The 19,365-nt window shown below is 34.2% G+C and carries 18 protein-coding genes; 8 read left to right on the forward strand and 10 right to left on the reverse strand.

Going from position 1 to position 19,365, the window contains the following annotated elements:
• Positions 1 to 114: 114 nt before the first annotated feature.
• From H6622_05785 to H6622_05795, 3 genes are read left to right on the forward strand one after another with little or no spacing between them, the layout of a single operon-like run.
• A complete protein-coding gene (locus tag H6622_05785) occupies positions 115 to 1,191 on the forward strand; it encodes a L,D-transpeptidase family protein (protein ID MCB9061012.1) in 1,077 nt (358 codons plus the stop codon).
• Between the two features lie 3 nt (positions 1,192 to 1,194).
• On the forward strand, positions 1,195 to 1,920 hold the full coding sequence (locus tag H6622_05790) for a hypothetical protein (protein ID MCB9061013.1): 726 nt from the start codon (positions 1,195 to 1,197) through the stop codon (positions 1,918 to 1,920).
• An 11-nt stretch (positions 1,921 to 1,931) separates the two neighbouring features.
• Positions 1,932 to 2,291 carry a polymer-forming cytoskeletal protein gene (locus H6622_05795; protein ID MCB9061014.1) on the forward strand — a complete coding sequence of 120 codons (360 nt, stop codon included), beginning with the start codon at positions 1,932 to 1,934 and terminating at the stop codon, positions 2,289 to 2,291.
• Here the strand turns inward: H6622_05795 and H6622_05800 are convergent.
• From H6622_05800 to H6622_05810, 3 genes are all read right to left on the reverse strand, one after another.
• Complete coding sequence (locus tag H6622_05800; protein ID MCB9061015.1) at positions 2,283 to 3,722, reverse strand: GGDEF domain-containing protein; 1,440 nt, start codon at positions 3,720 to 3,722, stop codon at positions 2,283 to 2,285. The two genes, H6622_05795 and H6622_05800, sit on opposite strands and share 9 nt — an antisense overlap.
• Positions 3,723 to 3,884: 162 nt before the next feature.
• The gene (locus tag H6622_05805; protein ID MCB9061016.1) at positions 3,885 to 4,985 is read right to left on the reverse strand and encodes a hypothetical protein; all 1,101 of its coding nucleotides are present in this window, start codon (positions 4,983 to 4,985) and stop codon (positions 3,885 to 3,887) included.
• A complete protein-coding gene (locus H6622_05810) occupies positions 4,982 to 6,151 on the reverse strand; it encodes a hypothetical protein (GenBank protein ID MCB9061017.1) in 1,170 nt (389 codons plus the stop codon). Before H6622_05810 ends, H6622_05805 begins: the two co-directional genes overlap by 4 nt.
• Positions 6,152 to 6,245: 94 nt before the next feature.
• Here H6622_05810 and H6622_05815 point away from each other — a divergent pair, with 94 nt between their 5' ends.
• Together H6622_05815 and ald are read left to right on the forward strand one after the other, a co-directional pair.
• Positions 6,246 to 7,076, forward strand: coding sequence for an MBL fold metallo-hydrolase (locus H6622_05815; protein ID MCB9061018.1), 831 nt, complete (start codon positions 6,246 to 6,248; stop codon positions 7,074 to 7,076).
• An 85-nt stretch (positions 7,077 to 7,161) separates the two neighbouring features.
• On the forward strand, positions 7,162 to 8,262 hold the full coding sequence (gene ald / locus H6622_05820; protein ID MCB9061019.1) for an alanine dehydrogenase: 1,101 nt from the start codon (positions 7,162 to 7,164) through the stop codon (positions 8,260 to 8,262).
• Between the two features lie 71 nt (positions 8,263 to 8,333).
• Here ald and H6622_05825 read toward each other — a convergent pair whose 3' ends face one another.
• Entirely contained in the window at positions 8,334 to 12,029 is a 3,696-nt protein-coding gene (locus H6622_05825) for a hypothetical protein (protein MCB9061020.1), read from the reverse strand.
• Between the two features lie 231 nt (positions 12,030 to 12,260).
• Here H6622_05825 and H6622_05830 point away from each other — a divergent pair, with 231 nt between their 5' ends.
• A complete protein-coding gene (locus H6622_05830) occupies positions 12,261 to 12,860 on the forward strand; it encodes a septation protein IspZ (protein ID MCB9061021.1) in 600 nt (199 codons plus the stop codon).
• Here the strand turns inward: H6622_05830 and H6622_05835 are convergent.
• On the reverse strand, positions 12,813 to 13,730 hold the full coding sequence (locus H6622_05835) for a trypsin-like peptidase domain-containing protein (protein ID MCB9061022.1): 918 nt from the start codon (positions 13,728 to 13,730) through the stop codon (positions 12,813 to 12,815). The genes H6622_05830 and H6622_05835 overlap by 48 nt on opposite strands.
• 104 nt (positions 13,731 to 13,834) lie before the next feature.
• Between H6622_05835 and H6622_05840 the strand changes: the two genes are divergently transcribed.
• On the forward strand, positions 13,835 to 14,311 hold the full coding sequence (locus H6622_05840) for a flagellar basal body-associated FliL family protein (protein MCB9061023.1): 477 nt from the start codon (positions 13,835 to 13,837) through the stop codon (positions 14,309 to 14,311).
• A 6-nt stretch (positions 14,312 to 14,317) separates the two neighbouring features.
• Here the strand turns inward: H6622_05840 and H6622_05845 are convergent, their stop codons facing one another.
• The 3 genes from H6622_05845 to H6622_05855 all read right to left on the reverse strand — a co-directional run bounded on the left by H6622_05845 (position 14,318) and on the right by H6622_05855 (position 17,336).
• Entirely contained in the window at positions 14,318 to 14,479 is a 162-nt protein-coding gene (locus H6622_05845) for a hypothetical protein (GenBank protein MCB9061024.1), read from the reverse strand.
• A gap of 121 nt (positions 14,480 to 14,600) precedes the next feature.
• Positions 14,601 to 15,341, reverse strand: a complete 741-nt coding sequence (locus tag H6622_05850) for a rhomboid family intramembrane serine protease (GenBank protein MCB9061025.1) — start codon at positions 15,339 to 15,341, stop codon at positions 14,601 to 14,603.
• Between the two features lie 63 nt (positions 15,342 to 15,404).
• Entirely contained in the window at positions 15,405 to 17,336 is a 1,932-nt protein-coding gene (locus tag H6622_05855; protein ID MCB9061026.1) for a hypothetical protein, read from the reverse strand.
• Positions 17,337 to 17,561: 225 nt separating this feature from the next.
• Between H6622_05855 and H6622_05860 the strand changes: the two genes are divergently transcribed.
• Positions 17,562 to 17,945: a hypothetical protein gene (locus H6622_05860; GenBank protein MCB9061027.1), complete on the forward strand. Its 384-nt coding sequence runs from the start codon at positions 17,562 to 17,564 to the stop codon at positions 17,943 to 17,945.
• A 4-nt stretch (positions 17,946 to 17,949) separates the two neighbouring features.
• Here H6622_05860 and H6622_05865 read toward each other — a convergent pair whose 3' ends face one another.
• Both H6622_05865 and H6622_05870 read right to left on the reverse strand, forming a co-directional pair.
• Positions 17,950 to 18,438 carry a dual specificity protein phosphatase family protein gene (locus H6622_05865; protein MCB9061028.1) on the reverse strand — a complete coding sequence of 163 codons (489 nt, stop codon included), beginning with the start codon at positions 18,436 to 18,438 and terminating at the stop codon, positions 17,950 to 17,952.
• A gap of 67 nt (positions 18,439 to 18,505) precedes the next feature.
• Positions 18,506 to 19,285: a thioredoxin domain-containing protein gene (locus H6622_05870; GenBank protein ID MCB9061029.1), complete on the reverse strand. Its 780-nt coding sequence runs from the start codon at positions 19,283 to 19,285 to the stop codon at positions 18,506 to 18,508.
• Between the last annotated feature and the right edge of the window lie 80 nt (positions 19,286 to 19,365).

Raw genomic sequence — 19,365 nt, forward strand, 5'->3', positions numbered from 1 at the left:
TACTTACATAATAACACTATCGGAAGAATTCACAAAAAATTAAAGGCTTAACTCTTTTAATTTTTGCCCGAAAAGTTAAAGGAATATTGATTATTTGGGTCTGTCCATACTAAAATGGCGGTAATTGATGTTATAATAGTCTATGAAATACAAGAAAGTGAGTCAAATATGCGCTTTAACACTCTAATTTTATTCATGTTATTTGCTTTTGAAGCTAATTCCCAGGATTTTCAATACTTACCGGCCTCACTTGTGCAAATGGATTCTTTTTTCTCCCATCACGTGATGGTTGCTGAAAAATCCTCAAATACTTTTTTTCTCTTTGAAAACGATAAAGGAACTCCAAAATTAATCAAATCATACCCTATGGCCACTGGGAAAATGAGTGGTGATAAAATTTCTCAAGGCGATTTCAGAACACCTGAGGGAGTTTATAACCTCCTCAAATTTATACCAAATGAAAAACTACTGGATATGTATGGACAGGAAATCGGACAAATATACGGAGTAGGCGCTTTTGTTATGGACTATCCTAATGTTATTGATTCTAGAAAAGGTAAAACAGGAAGTGGCATCTGGTTGCATTCTACTAATGATGAAACCAGAATAGACAAAGGGCAGGATTCAAGGGGATGTGTTGTCATTGCAAACAACGAACTCAAAGATATTTCAAAATATATTGAACTAAATAAAACACCTATTGTAGTTGTACATGACCTAAATTATCTTTCACAAAAAGCTTGGTCTAGAAGAAAAGATGAACTTGTTAGCTTTATAGAAACATGGGCACAGGCATGGAGAGATGAAGATCTTGAAAAATATATAGATCATTATGATCCAAAAGAATTTAGTAACACCTATAGGGGAAATTACAAACAGTTCAAAAACTATAAACAGGCCGTTTTCTCTGGGCCAGGAAAACCGGAAATAGGAATCAGTGATATCTCCATACTTGGGGCCTCTGACTATATTACTGTTACCCTGAAGCAGAAATATAAATCAAATACAATCGACGACATAGGTAAGAAAACCCTTCACTTAAAAAGAGACGAATTTTATAATTGGAAAATTGTAGCAGAAGATTTTATGAGACTGACTAAAGAAGAGATTGAAAATCCTATCGTTTTTCGGCCATCTATGAGATTCTTTCTTGAAAATGATGAAACGAGACCTGAACAAAAAAGTAATTAATACATGTCAGAACAAACTAAAAATGTAAATCGCTTGACCTTTATTCTCTATGAGGGTGGCCATCCTCCAAAATATTTTTCAATTGAAAAAAGGATTTTGAGAAGTATTTTTTTTGGTCTACCAACCATTACCATTCTTTGTATAATCTTAGTCATTGGTGGATCCATTTATTTTAAAGAAATCATTTCAATGGCCGAAAAAAAAGAGCCGGTCATTATTGAAAAACTCAAAACAGAAAACCAAGATCTTGCTGCTCAAATAAACGAAGTCACTCTAGAAAATACAGAGTTAAAAAATAAACTCAATTCATCAGAAGTGCCTGATATAAACATTCTTTCCATTTTTAGATCAATTCCAGGGCAAGTTGATAAATCGAAGGTGCCACTTCTGGCCATTCAAGATTTAGAAGTACCATACACTACAGAAAAAGTTACGTTGAGATTTAATCTTGTAAATGTCACCGAAAACAACAGAGTTTTAACTGGTTATATCTATATCATCGCTAGGATTGGAAACAGTATACAAATTTATCCTGAAGACTCATTTCCTCAGGATGATATGCAACTTATTTTTAATAAGGGTGAATCTTTCCTAACTTCACGCTTTAGGCCAGTTGAAGCAAATTTTATAAAAACTCAAGATATAGTTAGAGTAAGTTTTAAAGTTCTTATCTTTTCAAGAACAGGTGACCTCATTCATAAACAAATCATCTCAAAAGATGTTAATTAAATGGTTGTATTATGTCTTATAAAATAGATTTGAAAGAATTAGAATTTTCACATATTGGTCGCGAAACTAAGCTTGAGGGTAACTTTACTTTTAATGGGCCAACCATTGTTTCTGGAACAATTATCGGTACAGTCGAGATGGGAAATTGTCCAGTTTTTATCATTGAAAGAGATGGCCTGATAAAAGGAAAATTAAAATGTCATCATATTGAAATAAGGGGCGAGTTTGAAGGTGAAATTTTTTCAGCAGGAAAGGTCATCATCCACCCTTCAAGTAGAGTAAAGGGCCAAGTATACGCAAAAGATTTAATCATAAGGCCAGGGGCCATTATTGATTTTTCAGGGCATTCAGAAGGTGCGAATCTAATTTGATATGCTCCCGTCTTGAGAAATTCCAACAACCTGGTTTCTCCCATTTTTCTTACCTTTGTATAGTCCTTTATCAGCTCGGGCCACAACACTTTTAAGATCATCTCCTTCTGAAAAAGCACTGACTCCAATGGTTACGCTAACATTTATATTTTTTGATTCATTATTTTCTGTTTTGATATTTAAAACGGCCTTTTCAATTTCCAAACGAAGTCTTTGCGCTACTCGAATACCATTCTCAAGAGTACTATCTTCTAAGATGGCAACTAATTCTTCTCCCCCCCATCTTCCAATATGGTCTCTATCCCGAAAAAAATTGCTTAGAATATCCTCAATTGAATGTAGTACTTGGTCACCAATTTCATGTCCGTATGTATCATTAATATCTTTAAATTTATCAATATCAATAAAAATAACTGAGAACATTTTATTATCCAAGTTAAAAGTCTCAATACTTCTTTCAATGATCATTTCAATATAGCCCCTATTATAAAGCTTAGATAACATGACATCATATTTAGATTTTTCATACCAGTTTTTCTCAACGTCTACCACACGTTGCAAGTTGCGAACAAATCCAGCAACTGAAATCAGCTCACCTGATTCATTTATAATTGGAGTCATTTCAACTTCATAGAGATAACTATGTCCGTTAATTGAGAGATGCAAATCTTGAGACACTGTCCCTTCAGAAATCAAAGCATTAGATTTGAGATTATAGAAGAATTTAACTAAATCATGTGGAAATACATCCCGTATGTTTCTAAAAGATGATTTTAAATCTTTTTGAATTGAAGGAAGTTTGAATATTTTTTCAAATTCAACTGATGAGACTTGAAAATTATCATTGAGATCAAGGGCAAACGGAGCGGCCTTGGCATTTTTTAAAATTGATTTCGCAACCTCCAAATTGAGAACTTTACTTCCATAAATTCTCCCTAACCATCCTGAAATTGCTGAAACTATAATCTCATCATCAAATTCATCCACTAGCACATGTGTAATTAAATGGTCTAAAACTAAAGTAGTAAATTCATAAAGTTCAATATCACTTGAAATGATTTGTAAGTGTGTGATTATTGCTGAGCTTAAATGAGTAAAAACAAGTCCAAATAATGATCCATAAATAGTCCATCTGTCTTTCGTTTTTAGATTTGGTAAAAACTTTAACGTTTTCTTTAATTTTTCCGCAATAAATTTATTTTTTAATTGTTTCTTCGTAAAACTGATCGGTATATAGTGATATATTTTTGTCTCATCAACTCGCTCGTGTCCTAGGGATGTTTGTTGAGAATGAAGAGCCTTAGATGTCTTGTTTTCGAATAATTTATCGCAATCTTTATTGGGAATATTTGCGAAAATATTATCTTGTGCAGATACTGAAAGGAGCACTACAAAAATGAGATGTTTTATACGTCCAAAAATCGAAGCCACAAACTTTCCTCAACATAAGAAAAATTAAACAATTGTGGATTGTACCAGTTACTGCTATGTTTGTTTAAACATCTATCAAAGAATTGTAAATTTTATACCGGTTCAAATGTATGCCATTTAAAATTTTTCATTGAATTTATGGCGGGTATTATTAAATTTAGATTATATTTTTATTTTTGAAATCTCTAGATCTACACCTGATTTTACAATTTTGCGCATATCAGCATTTTTACCCATGACTAATACATTGAAAGTTACTGTTTTGTCTTTTTTTGATTGACCAAGATCAGGCATCTTTTGGCCTTCTGACAAAGCTTGTAAAAAAAGAATGACATTTTCCGGTGATATCTCGTAGTCAATTGACACGAGATTATCTAAAAGTTTTTTATAATATACTCGTTTGACAGGCACGGCCTTCTCATCAATAATTTGTTGCAGATATGTCAAAACCCATTCGATATTAGTCTCGTTTTTATCAACCTCTGTAGAAAGTCTGATAATTGGTTTTCTGATTTGATTTGAAACAAAAAAAGCAGTTTTCTTTGAATAGTCAAAATTGAGAGAATAACCCTCTTTTTCAATATTTTCACTTGTCTTTCCCCAGCGACATTCACTTTCTAATACACTTTTAAGTTCTTCAAAGCTTTTCTTTGAGCCCATAAAGTGTACTTTCTTTTTCACTCTATCGTTAAAATATGAACTATGACTTTCCAAAATATGTCCCTTAATTTTTGAGACCGTCCTGGATAATCCCTCAATAGGAATGCTTAAATAGTTATCATTGTAAACCTGCATGAGTGTTAATCGATCGAATTTTAATTCGTCATCTTTTTCGAGAGTCGTGAGTAAATTTTTGAGTTCAGAAACCTTGACATTAATAATTTTATTTTCAAAAGAAGATCTTTTAAACATATGACACATTTTTTTAATTTTTGGAATCAAATCTAACTTCATTCCTGTGATCGTTAAATCCACAGATTGACGAGAAACAGTTGTTTTGAAGTCTCCACCAAAAAAATCAAGATGATTGTAAAGTTCGTCTTCTTTATAACGCATAGATCCCCAATAATATGATTTAAAAAGAATGGATGTTAAACCATACATTCCTTTATCGGATGAAGCTCCATCTAAAAACTTTACATTAAATTGGGTGTAATCACTTTCAAACTCACTATAACTATATTCTATGTTTGAATCGGCAATAATGTTCATAGTAATTAAGCAAAGACTAAACAAAAATAAGCATTTTAGAATTTTTTTCATTTATTCTTCTTCCATAATGTATATATTAAAGGTTCAGCAGCAGTGAGAAATTGAGAACAAACAGGGCGCAATTCATCCATACTTAGTGAAAACATATTTTCATATGTTTCGATATAATTCTTCACACTTCCTGCAGTTAGTATCGAATAAACTTTTCTTTTCCAATAAGATTCATTTTTTATAGTTTTTAATAACTCAATTCCTAACTGATTCATCCCCCTTAAATAGTGCCTTGAAGTAATACTTTCATCACAGATTTCAAATGCGTTTTTTGCAATGTGATTTTTTAAGGAATTCAATTTACTTTTACTTTGCAAATTTCCAGAAACAAAGAAAATATTATTGCGGCCTAAGGACAATTCTCCTTGTTCTAAATTCAGAAAATATTTTCTCTTTCCATCTACGAAATCTTTATACAAGTACGAAGACTTTCCAGCAAAAAGAACAGTAAACAAATATTTATATTGAATGTATGCTTTAGAATTAATTTTAGATTCAGGTGAAATCATTGTTGCCCAAAAAAGTGAATTTTCGCCTTTTAAATCAAATTGACCTTTACCTGGGTTATAAGTTGTACTTTTAGGTTGAGTTTCCCAAAAAAACTCCTCTACCCTATTTAGATTTTCAATAGCATCTTTAAATTGGCCTAAAACATTATCGCCAACTATGATATGAATATTATCTCTATCTTCCGTCAATTCTTTAATTAATTGAACTTTATCAGATCTATCAATGCTCAGATTTTCTCTAATTTCATTGAATGATTTCCAAAGGAATTGATTTGAATCAAAAACTTCATGTTGAAAATGAATTTTATCCCCCGCAAATTGGGTAAAATGCATTTGTGCAGCTGCTGGATCAAATTCACCATAGGACTTTGTAGAAAGTGAATAGATTTTAAATTCTTTCAAATGGGGGTTATTAAAAAAAACGAAGCGTACTTTTTGGGTATTTTCAAATAGAGCAATTTCTGAAATTAGATATTTCTTTTCCTGATCTAATATTTTTTGCCAATATTCTTTCCCAAAACGACTCTGAAATTTTGTGAAATTTTCCCTTTCATCATTTTCTTTAACTGTTGTTGTTTTGTTTTGTGAAGAAGTTGAACAAGACATCATTTGTCCCACAACCAGCCATAGAAACAAAACATTTTTTATTTTAACCACAACAAATCCTTTTTATCATTGTAGACTAGGCAGAAGTGGGTAATCAACTTATTATAAAAGATAAATATCTAATTTAACGAGGTGAATTGACAACATGAGTAATGAAATATTAATTCTAGGAAGTGGCACAAGTACGGGAATTCCTCAAATAGCGTGTAAATGTCATGTCTGTCTCTCTGCTGATCCCAATGATAAAAGGCTTAGAACAAGTTCCATTCTAAAAACTAAAGGTAAGTTTTTTCAGATTGATACGGGCCCAGATTTTCGACAACAAATGTTAAATAATCAAATTTCAAAAATTGACCATGTGTTCATCACACATGATCATGCTGACCATTTGCATGGAATTGATGATCTTCGACCATTTTGTTTCATGCAGAACCAAACCATACCTGTCACTTGCAATATGGATAACTTCCAAAATATTAGAGACCGTTTTCCGTATATATTTAAAACAAATGAAGTGTTTAACGAAAAGAAACCTGTTCTAGGTGGTGGAATTCCTCGACTTGAATTAAAACCATTAGAGCTATCCATCTCCAAAGTGATTCAACAAACTTTTTTAGAGGAAGAATTTCATTTATTCAACTTATCTCACGGTCATTCAAAAACAATGGGAATATGTCATGGTAAAATGGCCTATATCGTTGATTGTCATGCAATATCCAATGAAATTGTAGCTTTTTTAAAAAAGAGAAAACTAGATATTTTAATAATCGATTGTCTAAAACACGCTGATCATCAAACGCATTTAAATGCGAAAAGGGCCTTCCGATATATACTTGAAATCTCTCCTAAAAAAGCTGGTCTTATTCATATGGCCCATCAACATTCTCATCAGGAATGGGTAAGTTTTGCAAAAAAAGAACTTGGAGAACATGTTTTTCCAGTATTTGATGGGATGACTTTGGAGTATGGTGAATAGTTCATTGTTTTGACACGATGAATCTTTTTTTTCTTCAGCGAGATAGATTATATTTGAGGGCAGTTCAAATTTAAGAGAGGTTATAATGAAAATTGGTGTCCCAAAGGAAATCAAGAACAACGAAAATAGAGTGGGTCTCGTTCCAGGTGGAGTTAAACAATTAGTTCATGATGGACATGAAGTTTTTATTGAAAAAGGGGCAGGTCTAGGAATTAATATTAGTGATGATGATTTCAAAAACGCCGGAGCTAAGATCTTAGAGACAGCTAGCGATATTTTTAAAACAGCGGAAATGATTATTAAAGTAAAAGAGCCTCAGCCAATTGAGATCTCTATGCTTAGGCCACATCACATACTTTATACGTATTTACATCTGGCCGCCGATAAAGAACTTACTGTTGGTTTATTAAACTCTGGTGCAACTTGCATTGCCTATGAGACGATTCAATTAAAGGATAACTCATTACCACTTTTGCTTCCAATGTCTGAAGTTGCTGGCAGAATGGCCACTCAAGTTGGTGCATCCCATTTACAATTAGACAAAGGTGGAAAAGGCCTCTTACTCGGTGGAGTTCCAGGAGTAAGAAGAGGAAATGTTACAGTAATTGGTTGCGGGGTTGCTGGAACAAACGCAATTAAGATGGCCATGGGCCTAGGCGCCTCAGTAACGGCCATAGATTTAAGTGTAAAAAGGCTTGCTGAACTTGATGATATTTTTGATTCAAGAATTACAACTCTATACTCAAATCCAGAGAATATCGAACAAAGTGTGATTAATTCTGACCTTGTTATTGGGGCCGTTCTTGTTCCTGGAGCAAAAGCACCAAAACTTGTTACAAGGCAGATGATTTCGAAAATGGAAAACGGCTCAGTTGTAGTAGATATTGCTGTTGATCAGGGTGGATGTATTGAGACTTGTAGACCAACAACCCATGAAGCTCCTACATTTTTGGTTGATGGAGTAACGCACTATTGTGTTGCTAATATGCCCGGAGCTGTTGCTCAAACTTCAACATATGCATTAACTAATGTCACATTAAAATATGCTCGCATGATTGCTCAGATGGGTGTCGAAGAAGCGGCCCAATCTGATGAGGCCTTCAAAAAAGGGATTAATATTTTTAAGGGGAAGCTGGTCTATAAGCAAATAGCTGATGATTTAGACTTACCTTATTCTACGTTTTAAAAATAAAAAATCTTACAGTCTTCTTAAGATTTGTTATGGACTGAGTCTAATTAAACATGGAAGTTTAACCTTTAAGGTGCCTTGTAGAAATATGGTGTTCTCCATTTTTGAGACATATTTCCAAGGCCATCTACCTCATTAGGCAAATAGGATGTTTCATTTTCGGTATTAATCATTTGTACCAATACTTCAATTTGTGAGTCCTTGTGCAAGTAACTCAAGAAAATCACATCTCTTTCAATTGGACTTTGGGTAGGGATGGCCTCTCCACATTTTCTACAACCCTGTTTAAAGTCTTTTTGAATAAGGGTTAAATCAAAGGTTTTAAATGGTCGTGCTGGACTAGTACCACCGCCCGTATAAGCATTATCCTTTATATTGTTTAAAAATGGCGTCAGGTGTTTTATTCGATCAAGTTCACTAGGATCTTCAGGAACTTTAATCATATAAAGATTATTCCCATTTGTAAGAGTGATGAGGGCCTCTCCTTCAATGGTTCCAGCGTTAATTCTCATTGTTCCAGGATTATTGAATTCCAAAATTGGATTTATTGATCCTTCTGGTAGTGGATCGTGTGATCGAATATTGGCCTCAATATTACTTGGATCTTCAAATACCACCAGCGAGATTTTATTTGTTGGAGTGGAAACTTTTTCTGCTAATACAAAAACCTTTGCATTATCCCCTGTTCCAACTGCTATATCGATCTTTCGATGAACAGATGAACTTGTTAATATGTCGTTATTATTCTGTAAACATGCTCCAGTGTCATCTATTTTATAAATATTCACGGAAGTACCATTTACATCATTTGTAACAACGTAATGATCAGAAAGATCTGCAGTACTAGCAATAGTTGAGGCCTCGATGGTGCCACAAGTTCCTGTTAAAGGTGCAATTTCTCCGTTATTCTCCCGCCCATTAGATGTAACTGCTGCACTTCCCTTCATGAGTTTAATATTATTTGAAGCATCAGAATTAATATAAGGAACACTCCAAATACCTGGACTTAATATTGCTATATCTCCTGCCCGATTCGCAATTCCATTGCTTACAGTGATTTCAGTTTGTCCGGAATTTATATCTATTGCTCTAACCATTAACCTGTTAATTTCACTACCGACAATAAACTCTTTGTCTTTGTAGATATAGGAGAGCAAGATAACATTGCTGTTTCCGGTCATTGATAAATCAGAAATAGGTTCACTTTGATTATCATTTTTTGCGAGAAAATAATTACCAATTTTTTGAGGTTTCACATGAGCTTTTTCCCCAAACTGAGTTTTAAAAAGCTTAATTGCATATTCATTTGTTCCATCTACTCTATAAACATAAGCGGTAAAGACAGTATTTGAATTTTTATCAAACCACGTTGCAACCTGTCCCATTCCTCTTTGGTTGATATCATTTTCTGCATCACTAATACTTGTAAAACCTAGAGATAAATTACTGTCATTTACGACATATTCGTTTGGCATAACTTCAACATAATAGGAACTGTTAGAAACATTCGCATTTTGTGAGCCCCCTTCCGTAATATCATCACCACCTGTGAAATAGTAGACATATTTCGAAAGAGTTGAATCAGAATGTGTTGAGGAGGCCAAAGGATCCCATGATGCTGGATTTTTATTTCCAACTCCTGAATCACCTACGACAAGCCTAAAGCACATTTTAGCTTTGTAAGCTGGATCATTTTTTACAAGTAAAGTTTTGTGAGGAATAAACGTTAAATCCTTCATTGTGAAAAGTGCATAAACACTTGACCAAACATAACCTGATTCTCCTGAACTATTATGACATTTTAAATTGTCATAGTATGAGTAAAACCAGTTATATTTTATAATACGATCTGCCAATTCGACTGAATTATCAGTAAACTCTCCAGGGTAAATCTCAATTGGAAAACCAACAGGAACAATTTGTCTATTTGCAAAAGATGGTTTGTCGGCCCCACTATTATTTTGAACTGGAGGGACATTTTTGTCACAAACCCCTTTAATAACAATATCCATTGTAGAATTTAAGGGAGTTTGTGTAGTAGGAGAATCAGTAACAGAAATTCTGAAAGTTATATCTTTTCTAAAATCGACAAAACCATTTCCTTCATCACTACCAGGTGTTCCCATAACCATTTTTTCAAGTATTTCAACAGGTACGACGGTAATCGTCGTGAGATCTTTGTTTCCTGCCTGATTATAGGTAGCTTTAAAACGATCTGCATCGTTTCTAGCAAAACCAATCCCATCTCCGTTGTCCCATGAAATATCAATATTGTATGCATCTCGATCGGGTTCATTCACGGCAATCTCAAATGTTAATACATCTCCCTCTCGAACATAGGTAGAATTAGAAGTACAATTTCCTGTGCCTAACACAGAAGGATCAATCACAACTCCGGCCTTTTTAATCTGTGTAACTGTAACAGGAGATGTTAGGTTGGCCGACGAAAAACTACCAATAGAAGGCGCTAGTTGAGACTCTGATAAATTTATATCCCAATATAGCTGGTTTGAGGGTAGACCAGAACCTCCTGAGCCATTAACTGGATCATCTCTCATTACGGCCACTAGCCTATATTTTTTTGGTGTTGATAAATCTTGAGGTCCACCTCCAACACTATAAGAAAGTATCGTTAAACTACAGCTCATTTGATCAGAAAGGTTAACTGTACATCCATTAAAAATATATTCTGGATCAGTGGATTGATCTGCACTAGTATAAATGCCATCACTATTTCTATCTACAAGTAATTCGAAACTAGCGTAATTTGTAGTTTGACCATTACTTACCAAATTTTGTGAAGGAGTATCGTTGTCAAAAAAATGAACTGCAATTGGAGAAGGGGTCCCCTCAATCATCTCAATAGTTGCCGATCCTACGCGACTTATTATTGGGGCCGTGTTTTTTGCTCTTACAATAATATCCCACTCGTATTCTTTAAGCTTGAGGCCTGAGTAGACATCTATCAGTTCAGCTTTGATTTTACTTGTAGTGGAAGTCGTTATACTGTCTGAAATATTTATATTGTATCCAGCATAAATATCTGTAAGACTGATACTATACGGAGCAGATCCTGAAACTTCCAAAAAGTTCTTACGTCCAATGACTGATCCGCCTTGTGAATATATCACCTCTACACCACTTATTCCATCTATACCATTTCTATTTGAAATCTGAACTGCTGGCCTATGACTCCAACAATTTTCATTATTGTTAAGTCCACAATTATTTGCAGTTGGAACCTTCTCATCAATCACCAAAATTTGCTGAGAAGTAAGTGGAGATACTGTAGAGACAGGATCATAATTTCTAGGGTAATCAACAATTAAAGTCCATTCATAGGTATAGAAAAGGTTAACACCCTCAAGATCATAAAGAAGAACTTGTATTTTATGATTTCCAATACCCACTACAGATGGAGTAGTAACATAAGGAAAATATACATTATTAGTTGGGGCACCTTGAATAATATTATCAAGCTTCCAAACTACTCTAAATCCAACGTCACTCTGATCGAGTACTGATATTTGATATATAATTGAATTCGCGTCGGTTACATCCCTTCGAATGATACTATCTGTTGGTAATGCTGTCGAAATAAATGGAAAATGATTTGAACTGTTTTGCACTAAAGCAACACAGACTCCTAAAGCAGGATCTTCTTTATAACCTTCTGAACATTTTTCTACATCTTGAAGTGTCCCATCATTTTTAAGACAACCCGTAAATAATGATAAAAATAACACTAACCAAACAGTTCTCACCCTAATCCTCACTTCCCCTGTTTACCCTAAACGACTTATCGGTCACATGTCCGACATATTAAGTCTTTTATTATTATACCAGGCCTATATATCAAAAAATAAAAAGATAACACTATGCTGATGAAAACTATGTGATTTCAAGGACCTATATTTTACGCCGTGTCTTGCAGGTTTTTGCCCACAAGAGTAGAATGCCAACAATATTTGCTACCTGAGCGTTTTAAGGGCTTTATGAATTACTCCGTTTTACTCATGGGAATCCTGCCACTTCTATTTTTTGTCATCGTAGACTCGTTTTTAGGTCTAAAAGCAGGACTTTTTGTTGCTATTGCTTTTGCTGTGGCCGAGGCCATTTACACGTATATTGTGTTTGGAGAAATAGATAGTGTAACCATATTTACTCTTCTAACAGTCTTCATTTTTGCCTGGATTTCATTCAAAAAGAAATCTCCGATTTTTATAAAAATGCAACCAGTCATTATGAGTTTTATATTAGCGACAGTTTTAATAACTTCATTCCTAATGGGAAAACCCTTACTTTATGAACTTATGATGAAATATAAAGACCAAATCATCAAAGCAATGCCACTTTTTGAAAATAATTTTGGAAATCCCATGTACATTGTCCAGCTAAAAATTTCTACCTGTACCTTGGGAGTATTTTTATATCTTCATGCAATAGTTACTGCAATTGCTGCTTTTAAAATGAGTAACTGGTGGTGGATTGCTATTAGAGGGATTGGTTTTTATGTCTTTTTATTTCTTTCAACTATTGCAAGTGCACTAGTCATCAAAATGGGTGGCCAAGAATTGATCATGAAATTTATCTAGAGATAAAACTCTCTCGATTGACAGTTCAAATTCGCTCCCATAGCTACAATTCTGACCAGCTTCATTGCATGTATTAAATTTACGACAAATCCCTTCTCCTGGATAATATTTGAGTGGCCCAAAATCGTTTTTCCCTCTCCAAATTAGTCCAATAATCTCATCATCTTCATTAAAAACTGGTGAGCCTGAAGCTCCTATGGAAACATTCATGTAAACACCATAAGCACGACTGCCCTCTTCAATTAATTCCCTTTCAACTTTGACTTTCCCTGTAGACATTTTTGCCAACCCAAATGAATGACCAATTGAATAAACTTTATCAGTTAATATGTGAGAAGTTCTTAAAAATTTTTTGTAGTTTTTGCCTATCATTGGAGTTACTTCAAGAAGTACTATATGCCCAAATCTTTTAATAATTTTGTTGCAAGTAAATACATTTTCCTTGAGAAATAAATATTTTGAAAAATATTCTTCTCCATAAGAAATATAATCAAATATCCAGAAGTGGGATGGGTTTTGTGGATCACAGACTGAAGCTAATTTTTTTTCTAAACAATGGGAGACGGTAATTAACTTATTATGATCTACAAGTACACCACTGCAATCTGACAGACTAGTGTAATTTAAGTACGGAAAAATACTCGTTTCACTTTCACAAACCTGGAAACGATCTTTTAGAGAAGGTAGATATTTTTTAGATGTGAAGTATTGTTCATTTTCAACTAGTTTAGATCTAGAAATAAGGGATGCCACAGCAAGTTCTTTAGAGTGAATTTCTGTGAATGGGATTATTTTAGAATCATTCTCTCCGTAAAAAGCGAGCAGCGCATGAGAAAAAATGAAACATGTAATCAAGGCCTGAAGTTTCATGGATTTGAAACTCTCTTTAACCGTGCAATTATGTCAATTAATTTTCAAAATAATAATTCTTTTCTGGCCTGGTTTGTAAAACTTTCTCGTGCTATAATGTTTCTGTGACGGGAAATAATGTTTTAGATAAAATTATATTGATACTTGCTCTGCTGGCCACAGTGGCCGCTGCGGGTGTTCATGTCTACACAAATATGATCTTCTCAAGGCCATCGCCTATCGAAGAAATAGAAAGAAGAAAATTTGAAAAAGAACTTGCTACCCATGAAATCATTCAAGGTTTAGCAATTGAAGACATGATTATAAATTTGCGTGGTGAAACGAAGAGACTAAGGTTTTTAAATTTAACTGTAAATATTGTACCATTTGAAAAAAATGATGTTGAGTTGTTTGGAGATAACACCAACCGACCTTATATACAAGATATGATCATAAGACTGGCCGGAGATATGTCTCCAGAAGATCTCAACTCGATTTCAGGAAAGCTTATATTTGAAGATAAAATCAAAACTGCAATTGATGACTATTTCAAACGCCCAGCAGTCAAAGAGATTTTCTTTACAAAATTTGTGGTACAATAAGAAAAATTATTCCTCATCCCGTCTATCTTTATACACGTTGCGAGAGTCGTCTGGCATGCTTTCAATATACTTTTGTAATTCTGCCTGAGAAAGAGTCCCCTCAGAAAGTAAGCGATCTCTAAGTCTAACATCAAGTATTTTCTCTTCCAGTGCTTGTGAAAGTTTCATGGGCCATCCTCTTTATTGAATTAAAACTGAGCATTTTTAGCACTAGTGGCCAAAAAAGGCAATTTTTTTTACCAAGATTGGCCGTAAGGCCACTGACTTTAGACATGGGGAGTATTTCAACTTATTGCCAGTATTTGGGATCGGATTTGTCAGGTCTATTTTTGTCTTCCCCACCGTCTAATAGTGTCAAATGATTAGGTTTTGTTCTAGTTTTTTTCTTAAAAGTATTTTTTGCCTCTAATATTTTTGCCTTGAGTGAGGCCTGGGCCGCAAAATAAAGAAAAAGAAAGGCACTACCCATTGCCGCTAATTGTCCAAAAGATTGCGCAGCAGCGGAACTAAAAAACCCCATATAGAGCTGTATACCAATAATGATCATACAGAAATACTTGGCCTTAACTGGTATAACGAGCATAAAGCTAAATATTTGGTTAGGATATAAAATGGCGTACGCTAATAGAAGGCCATTAGTTATACCTGCTGTTCCCATTATGGCAGAGGTTTTCAGAACTGGACTACCAAATAACAAAGAGATTACCAAATAGATAGCACCTTGCCCTAAAGCTGTAGTCATAAGAAATTTTATATACCTCTTTGGGCCCCACAGAGACTCCAGTTGGCAACCAATTAACCAGATGAGCAAACAATTAAAAATAACTTCCAGAAGGCCATTACTTACGAAAGGAAATGTAAAAAGTTGAAAGATTAAACCATGGGATACTCCATCTGCGGAGAGTGCTAAAAGTTTAACGAGACCTAGGCCTGCAGTATTAAACAAAGCACTAAGTAGAAATACTCCCACAATGGTAATGATGATAAATTTATTTGTCTTAGTTAAGCTTGGCAAATAAAGCTGTTGCATAATTTTTCCTTAGTCCAATATCGTTACCATTTTAGTTGAGATGAACAGACTCTTCAAGACTAACTAATTGGGTAATGATTGTGCATTTGTACAGTCTGGATTACTCACATCAAAAATCTCAGGATCAGGCGCCACAGGAGGTACGCATAGTCCATTAATACAATCTCCATGTATTTGCTTGTTGAAACAAAGCAAATTACATTGAATCGATCCATCGTTATTTGTCCCTGTCTTGTATACTTTACATTCAGAAATAGTTTGTTTTCTGCAAAACTCTTTTGCAATGCATGTCATGGAAGGAGATTTATTACAATATTCAGGATTATCTATATTGGTTCTATGTGCCTCACATCTTCCAGTACTTTCATGACAACATAGAGAGGAACATTGAAAATCAGAAGAACAAGATTCTCCGATTGAAAGGTTTCCTTGAGCAGGTGAATCGCCCATACACTGAGCAACAAGAGATTTGTCCCAACATCTTCCATTAAAACAGCAGTCACCAGGTGAACATGTTGCATCGCTTGAACAATACTGAGTTGCAGAATTTAAAACATCTTCACCATCGTTATCATCGCTAGAGGTGATCAATTGTAGTTTAAGTTGTTTCGATGTACTGAGAATTGTTTCTTGTTTTGTACTCGGGTCAATTTTTATTATCTCAATCGTTGCACTTACATTACAGCTTTGAATCCCTTCATTAGTATTTTGATCATAATAGCGCATTCTTAGATTACATCCATCCATGTACTCACTTTCTCCAGCTATTGGAAGAGTTTTAAGAGAGGAAGGATAATCTGTCCCGCCAGCACCTAAAAAATGTGGTTCGCTTCTTCCAAAGTAACTAATATTTGCATCTAAATTCAATTTACCACTTCGTGGGAAGAGAAATGAATGGATACCATTAAAGCCACTTGTGTCTCCTGCAGATATTTGAAATAAACCAGTTGGACGAACTCCAACAGACACTTCTGAATAAAGAGCGTCTCCAGAGATTTCCCAGATATCGGTGTTTAAAGTTCTATAGGGGCCTTTATAAAGATAGTTGTTACCACCAATCTTTATGGACTGCCCGTTGATAGAAAGAGAAGATATTGAATCATCAGGAACAATAATAGATATCAGATTATTAATGTCTACATTGTCAGGTAAACACTTTCTCAATTTTTCAGCATCGCTTGGGGCATATCCAGTACCAGCACTAAGGGCCATTTGAGGATCAGAAACTGTTAGGGCCACACCATTATCATATAGGCCAGAATCTTTTACTTTTGCATAGGCATAAAGACATTTATCTCCGGTACTACTGCAACTTGTAGAACTCAAACTTGTAAAAGTTGGATCATCTACAAGTTTTAGCCCTCGACAATAGAGTTTATTATCCCTAGGGTCATTAGTAGCAGGTAGATCTTCAACACCATCACTATCGGAGTCATAGTTATTGTAATCATAGAGATCATATATTAATCTAATATTCTCAAACGGCTGTTCATTAAGATCTAGTATTAACACATCAGTACTTGTAGAATTTGTCAGTCCTGGAAGAGAGCCCTTTGAAACAGTTGCTTCAACAGTTACAGGAGATCTGTCTCTACCAAAGTTAAAACGCACACTCACAAGTTCTTCTACAAGTGAGCCTAGATTTATACCAGTGATTGCCAGAGTACCACGATAATTTTTAGGAATTGTTAACTTACTGACATAGGTTCCATCATAGGGATCAACTAAACTAGACATTTCATATTGAACACTACCAAGACCTGTATCTGAACTCGAAAGTCCACCATCATTTGTAGGGCCGGATGAATTTCCACCTGAAGAATTATTTGAACCGTCTCCTACATTTTTACTCTCATCTACTGTACCTAAGATTTCAGATGCTTTTTTCTTCCCATTTCCCTGTCTTGCACTATCCACACATGAATTAGATGTAATAAGAAATAGACTTATCTGGAAAAAAAGGAAAATTGTATTTTTGGACTTCGCTCTTCTCATCACTTTCCCCTATCGGACGAACCCCTTATGGCCTTTACGAATATTGGCCTTATTTGCTCTATTTTAAGCCCATTTTTATTTCCCCGGTTTATAAGTAGTTGAAAGCTCCTCATAAAATTGTCTTTTCAACAAGTTAGATATCTCCTCTTATAGATTAAATTTGTTTGAGAGTGCCAATTATTGATGGTAATAGATCATCAATCGGTGCAATAAGGAGTTTAGATTTTGAAAACGATAACTGCAATCCTTGGACTCACTCTTTCATTTTCAGTCTTTTCAAGTACTTATCCTTTCAAGATGGGAGTGTATGTTGGTCAGAAAATGTCACCATTTCTAAGGTATTTAAATGGTAAGCCTTGTGAATTAGAAATTGTTTACATTGAAGAAAACGGAGATCTTGAGGTGATATACGATAATGAGAGATACAATCTAATAAAAAAAGAAAACATCTATCCGGGTGATTATCTCTATGAATCAAAAAAGACCCAGAGTATTCTTTTTAGCAAAGAAAAAGTTCCTTCATTTATCATATTTGCTTATACTGATGGACCAGCGTACAGAAGCGCCTCCTCAATGTGGGATTGTACAATGCTTAAGAGAAAAAGATGAGAATCTAGTCCATTTTTAAAAATTCTTTAAGCACTTTAGTTGGATATGAACCACTCAGACCATTTTCTTCAGCCTTTTTTAGGGCCTCTTCTTTAGATAATTTATGATCCTTATAAAAATGGGCCCCAAGCCATATACCTACTCTTCCTCCCGAAGCACAGTGAATAAGTACACCACCTTTTTTACGACTATCAACGACTTGATTAGTTATTGTATCGATAGTTTCTTGACTGAAATTTTTAATATTAAAAGGTATATTGAAATATTCTAGTCCTTGCTTCGTTACAAGTTTCTTTTCAGAAGCTTCATCATGTTCATTTTTTTGTCTTATATTAATAACGGTGGATATGCCTTTTGATTTCAAAAGAGAGATTTCATCATCTGTAATCTGTCCTGAAAAATAAAGGTTTTTATACTGATAGAGTTTTGTTTTGAAATCTGCTGCTCCCAAAATCCCAGAGATAAAGACCAAGAATAATAGATATTTCAACATGCAATTTCCTATTGTTAAAGGAATATATAATGTTTAATAGTCTGCCATTGAAAAAACGAAAGTCAATTTAAATAAATTTTTGAATAATCTGTTCAAATATTTCTTGAGGGTAAGCACCTTTTAAAGGTATACCATTGACAATAAATCCAGGAGTTCCTTGAATTTCAAATTTTTTTGCCTCTTCAATGTCCTCATTTATACGTATCAATAATTGTTTTGAGCTTAAATCTTTATTCAATTTATTCAGATCAGCTCCTAATTCTTTGGCAATTTTATTAAAATATTTTTGTCCCTTTTCGGCTGATCTCATTTCTTCAAAAAGTTTATCATGAAATTTAAAAGCTAGCTCATCACTTTGCATTCTTAAAGCTTCAAAATATTTTGCCGCAGGCATGGCCAACTCATGAAACTCAAGAGGAAGATGTTTGTAAACGAATCTAACTTTTTGAGGATATTTCTCCAAGATGGCCTTAATAGTATGGTAACTTTTAGCACAATAACCACACTGAAAATCTGAATATTTTACTATTGTGATAGGTGCATTAATATTTCCCCGAATGGCCTCATTTTTGCGAATATTTGGTTTAAGAGGATTTTTTGCGTAATATTCTATTGATTTCAAAAGATTTTCTTTTTGAGTATCTCTTTGAACTTGTTGCATTTTCATTGCAGCACTTTGAAAGGCCTCAATGAACTGTTCTGGGTGTTCTTTAATAAGTTCACTTACTAAAGTTGGATCTTCGGCCAATGTTTCTTTAAGTTGTTTTTTAAAACTCTGATTTGTCTGACAAGAAACCACGAAAACTGCTAGAAAAATTAAGAGAACAATATTTGTGAAGAATTTCATATTTACTCCTATGCAAAATCACAGTTATCATATTGTCAGAAAGTAAAATAAATATGTTGGCCAAATGTAAAATCCTTGTA

The sequence above is a fragment of the Halobacteriovoraceae bacterium genome, from assembly GCA_020635115.1.
In the GTDB taxonomy this organism is placed as follows: domain Bacteria; phylum Bdellovibrionota; class Bacteriovoracia; order Bacteriovoracales; family Bacteriovoracaceae; genus JACKAK01.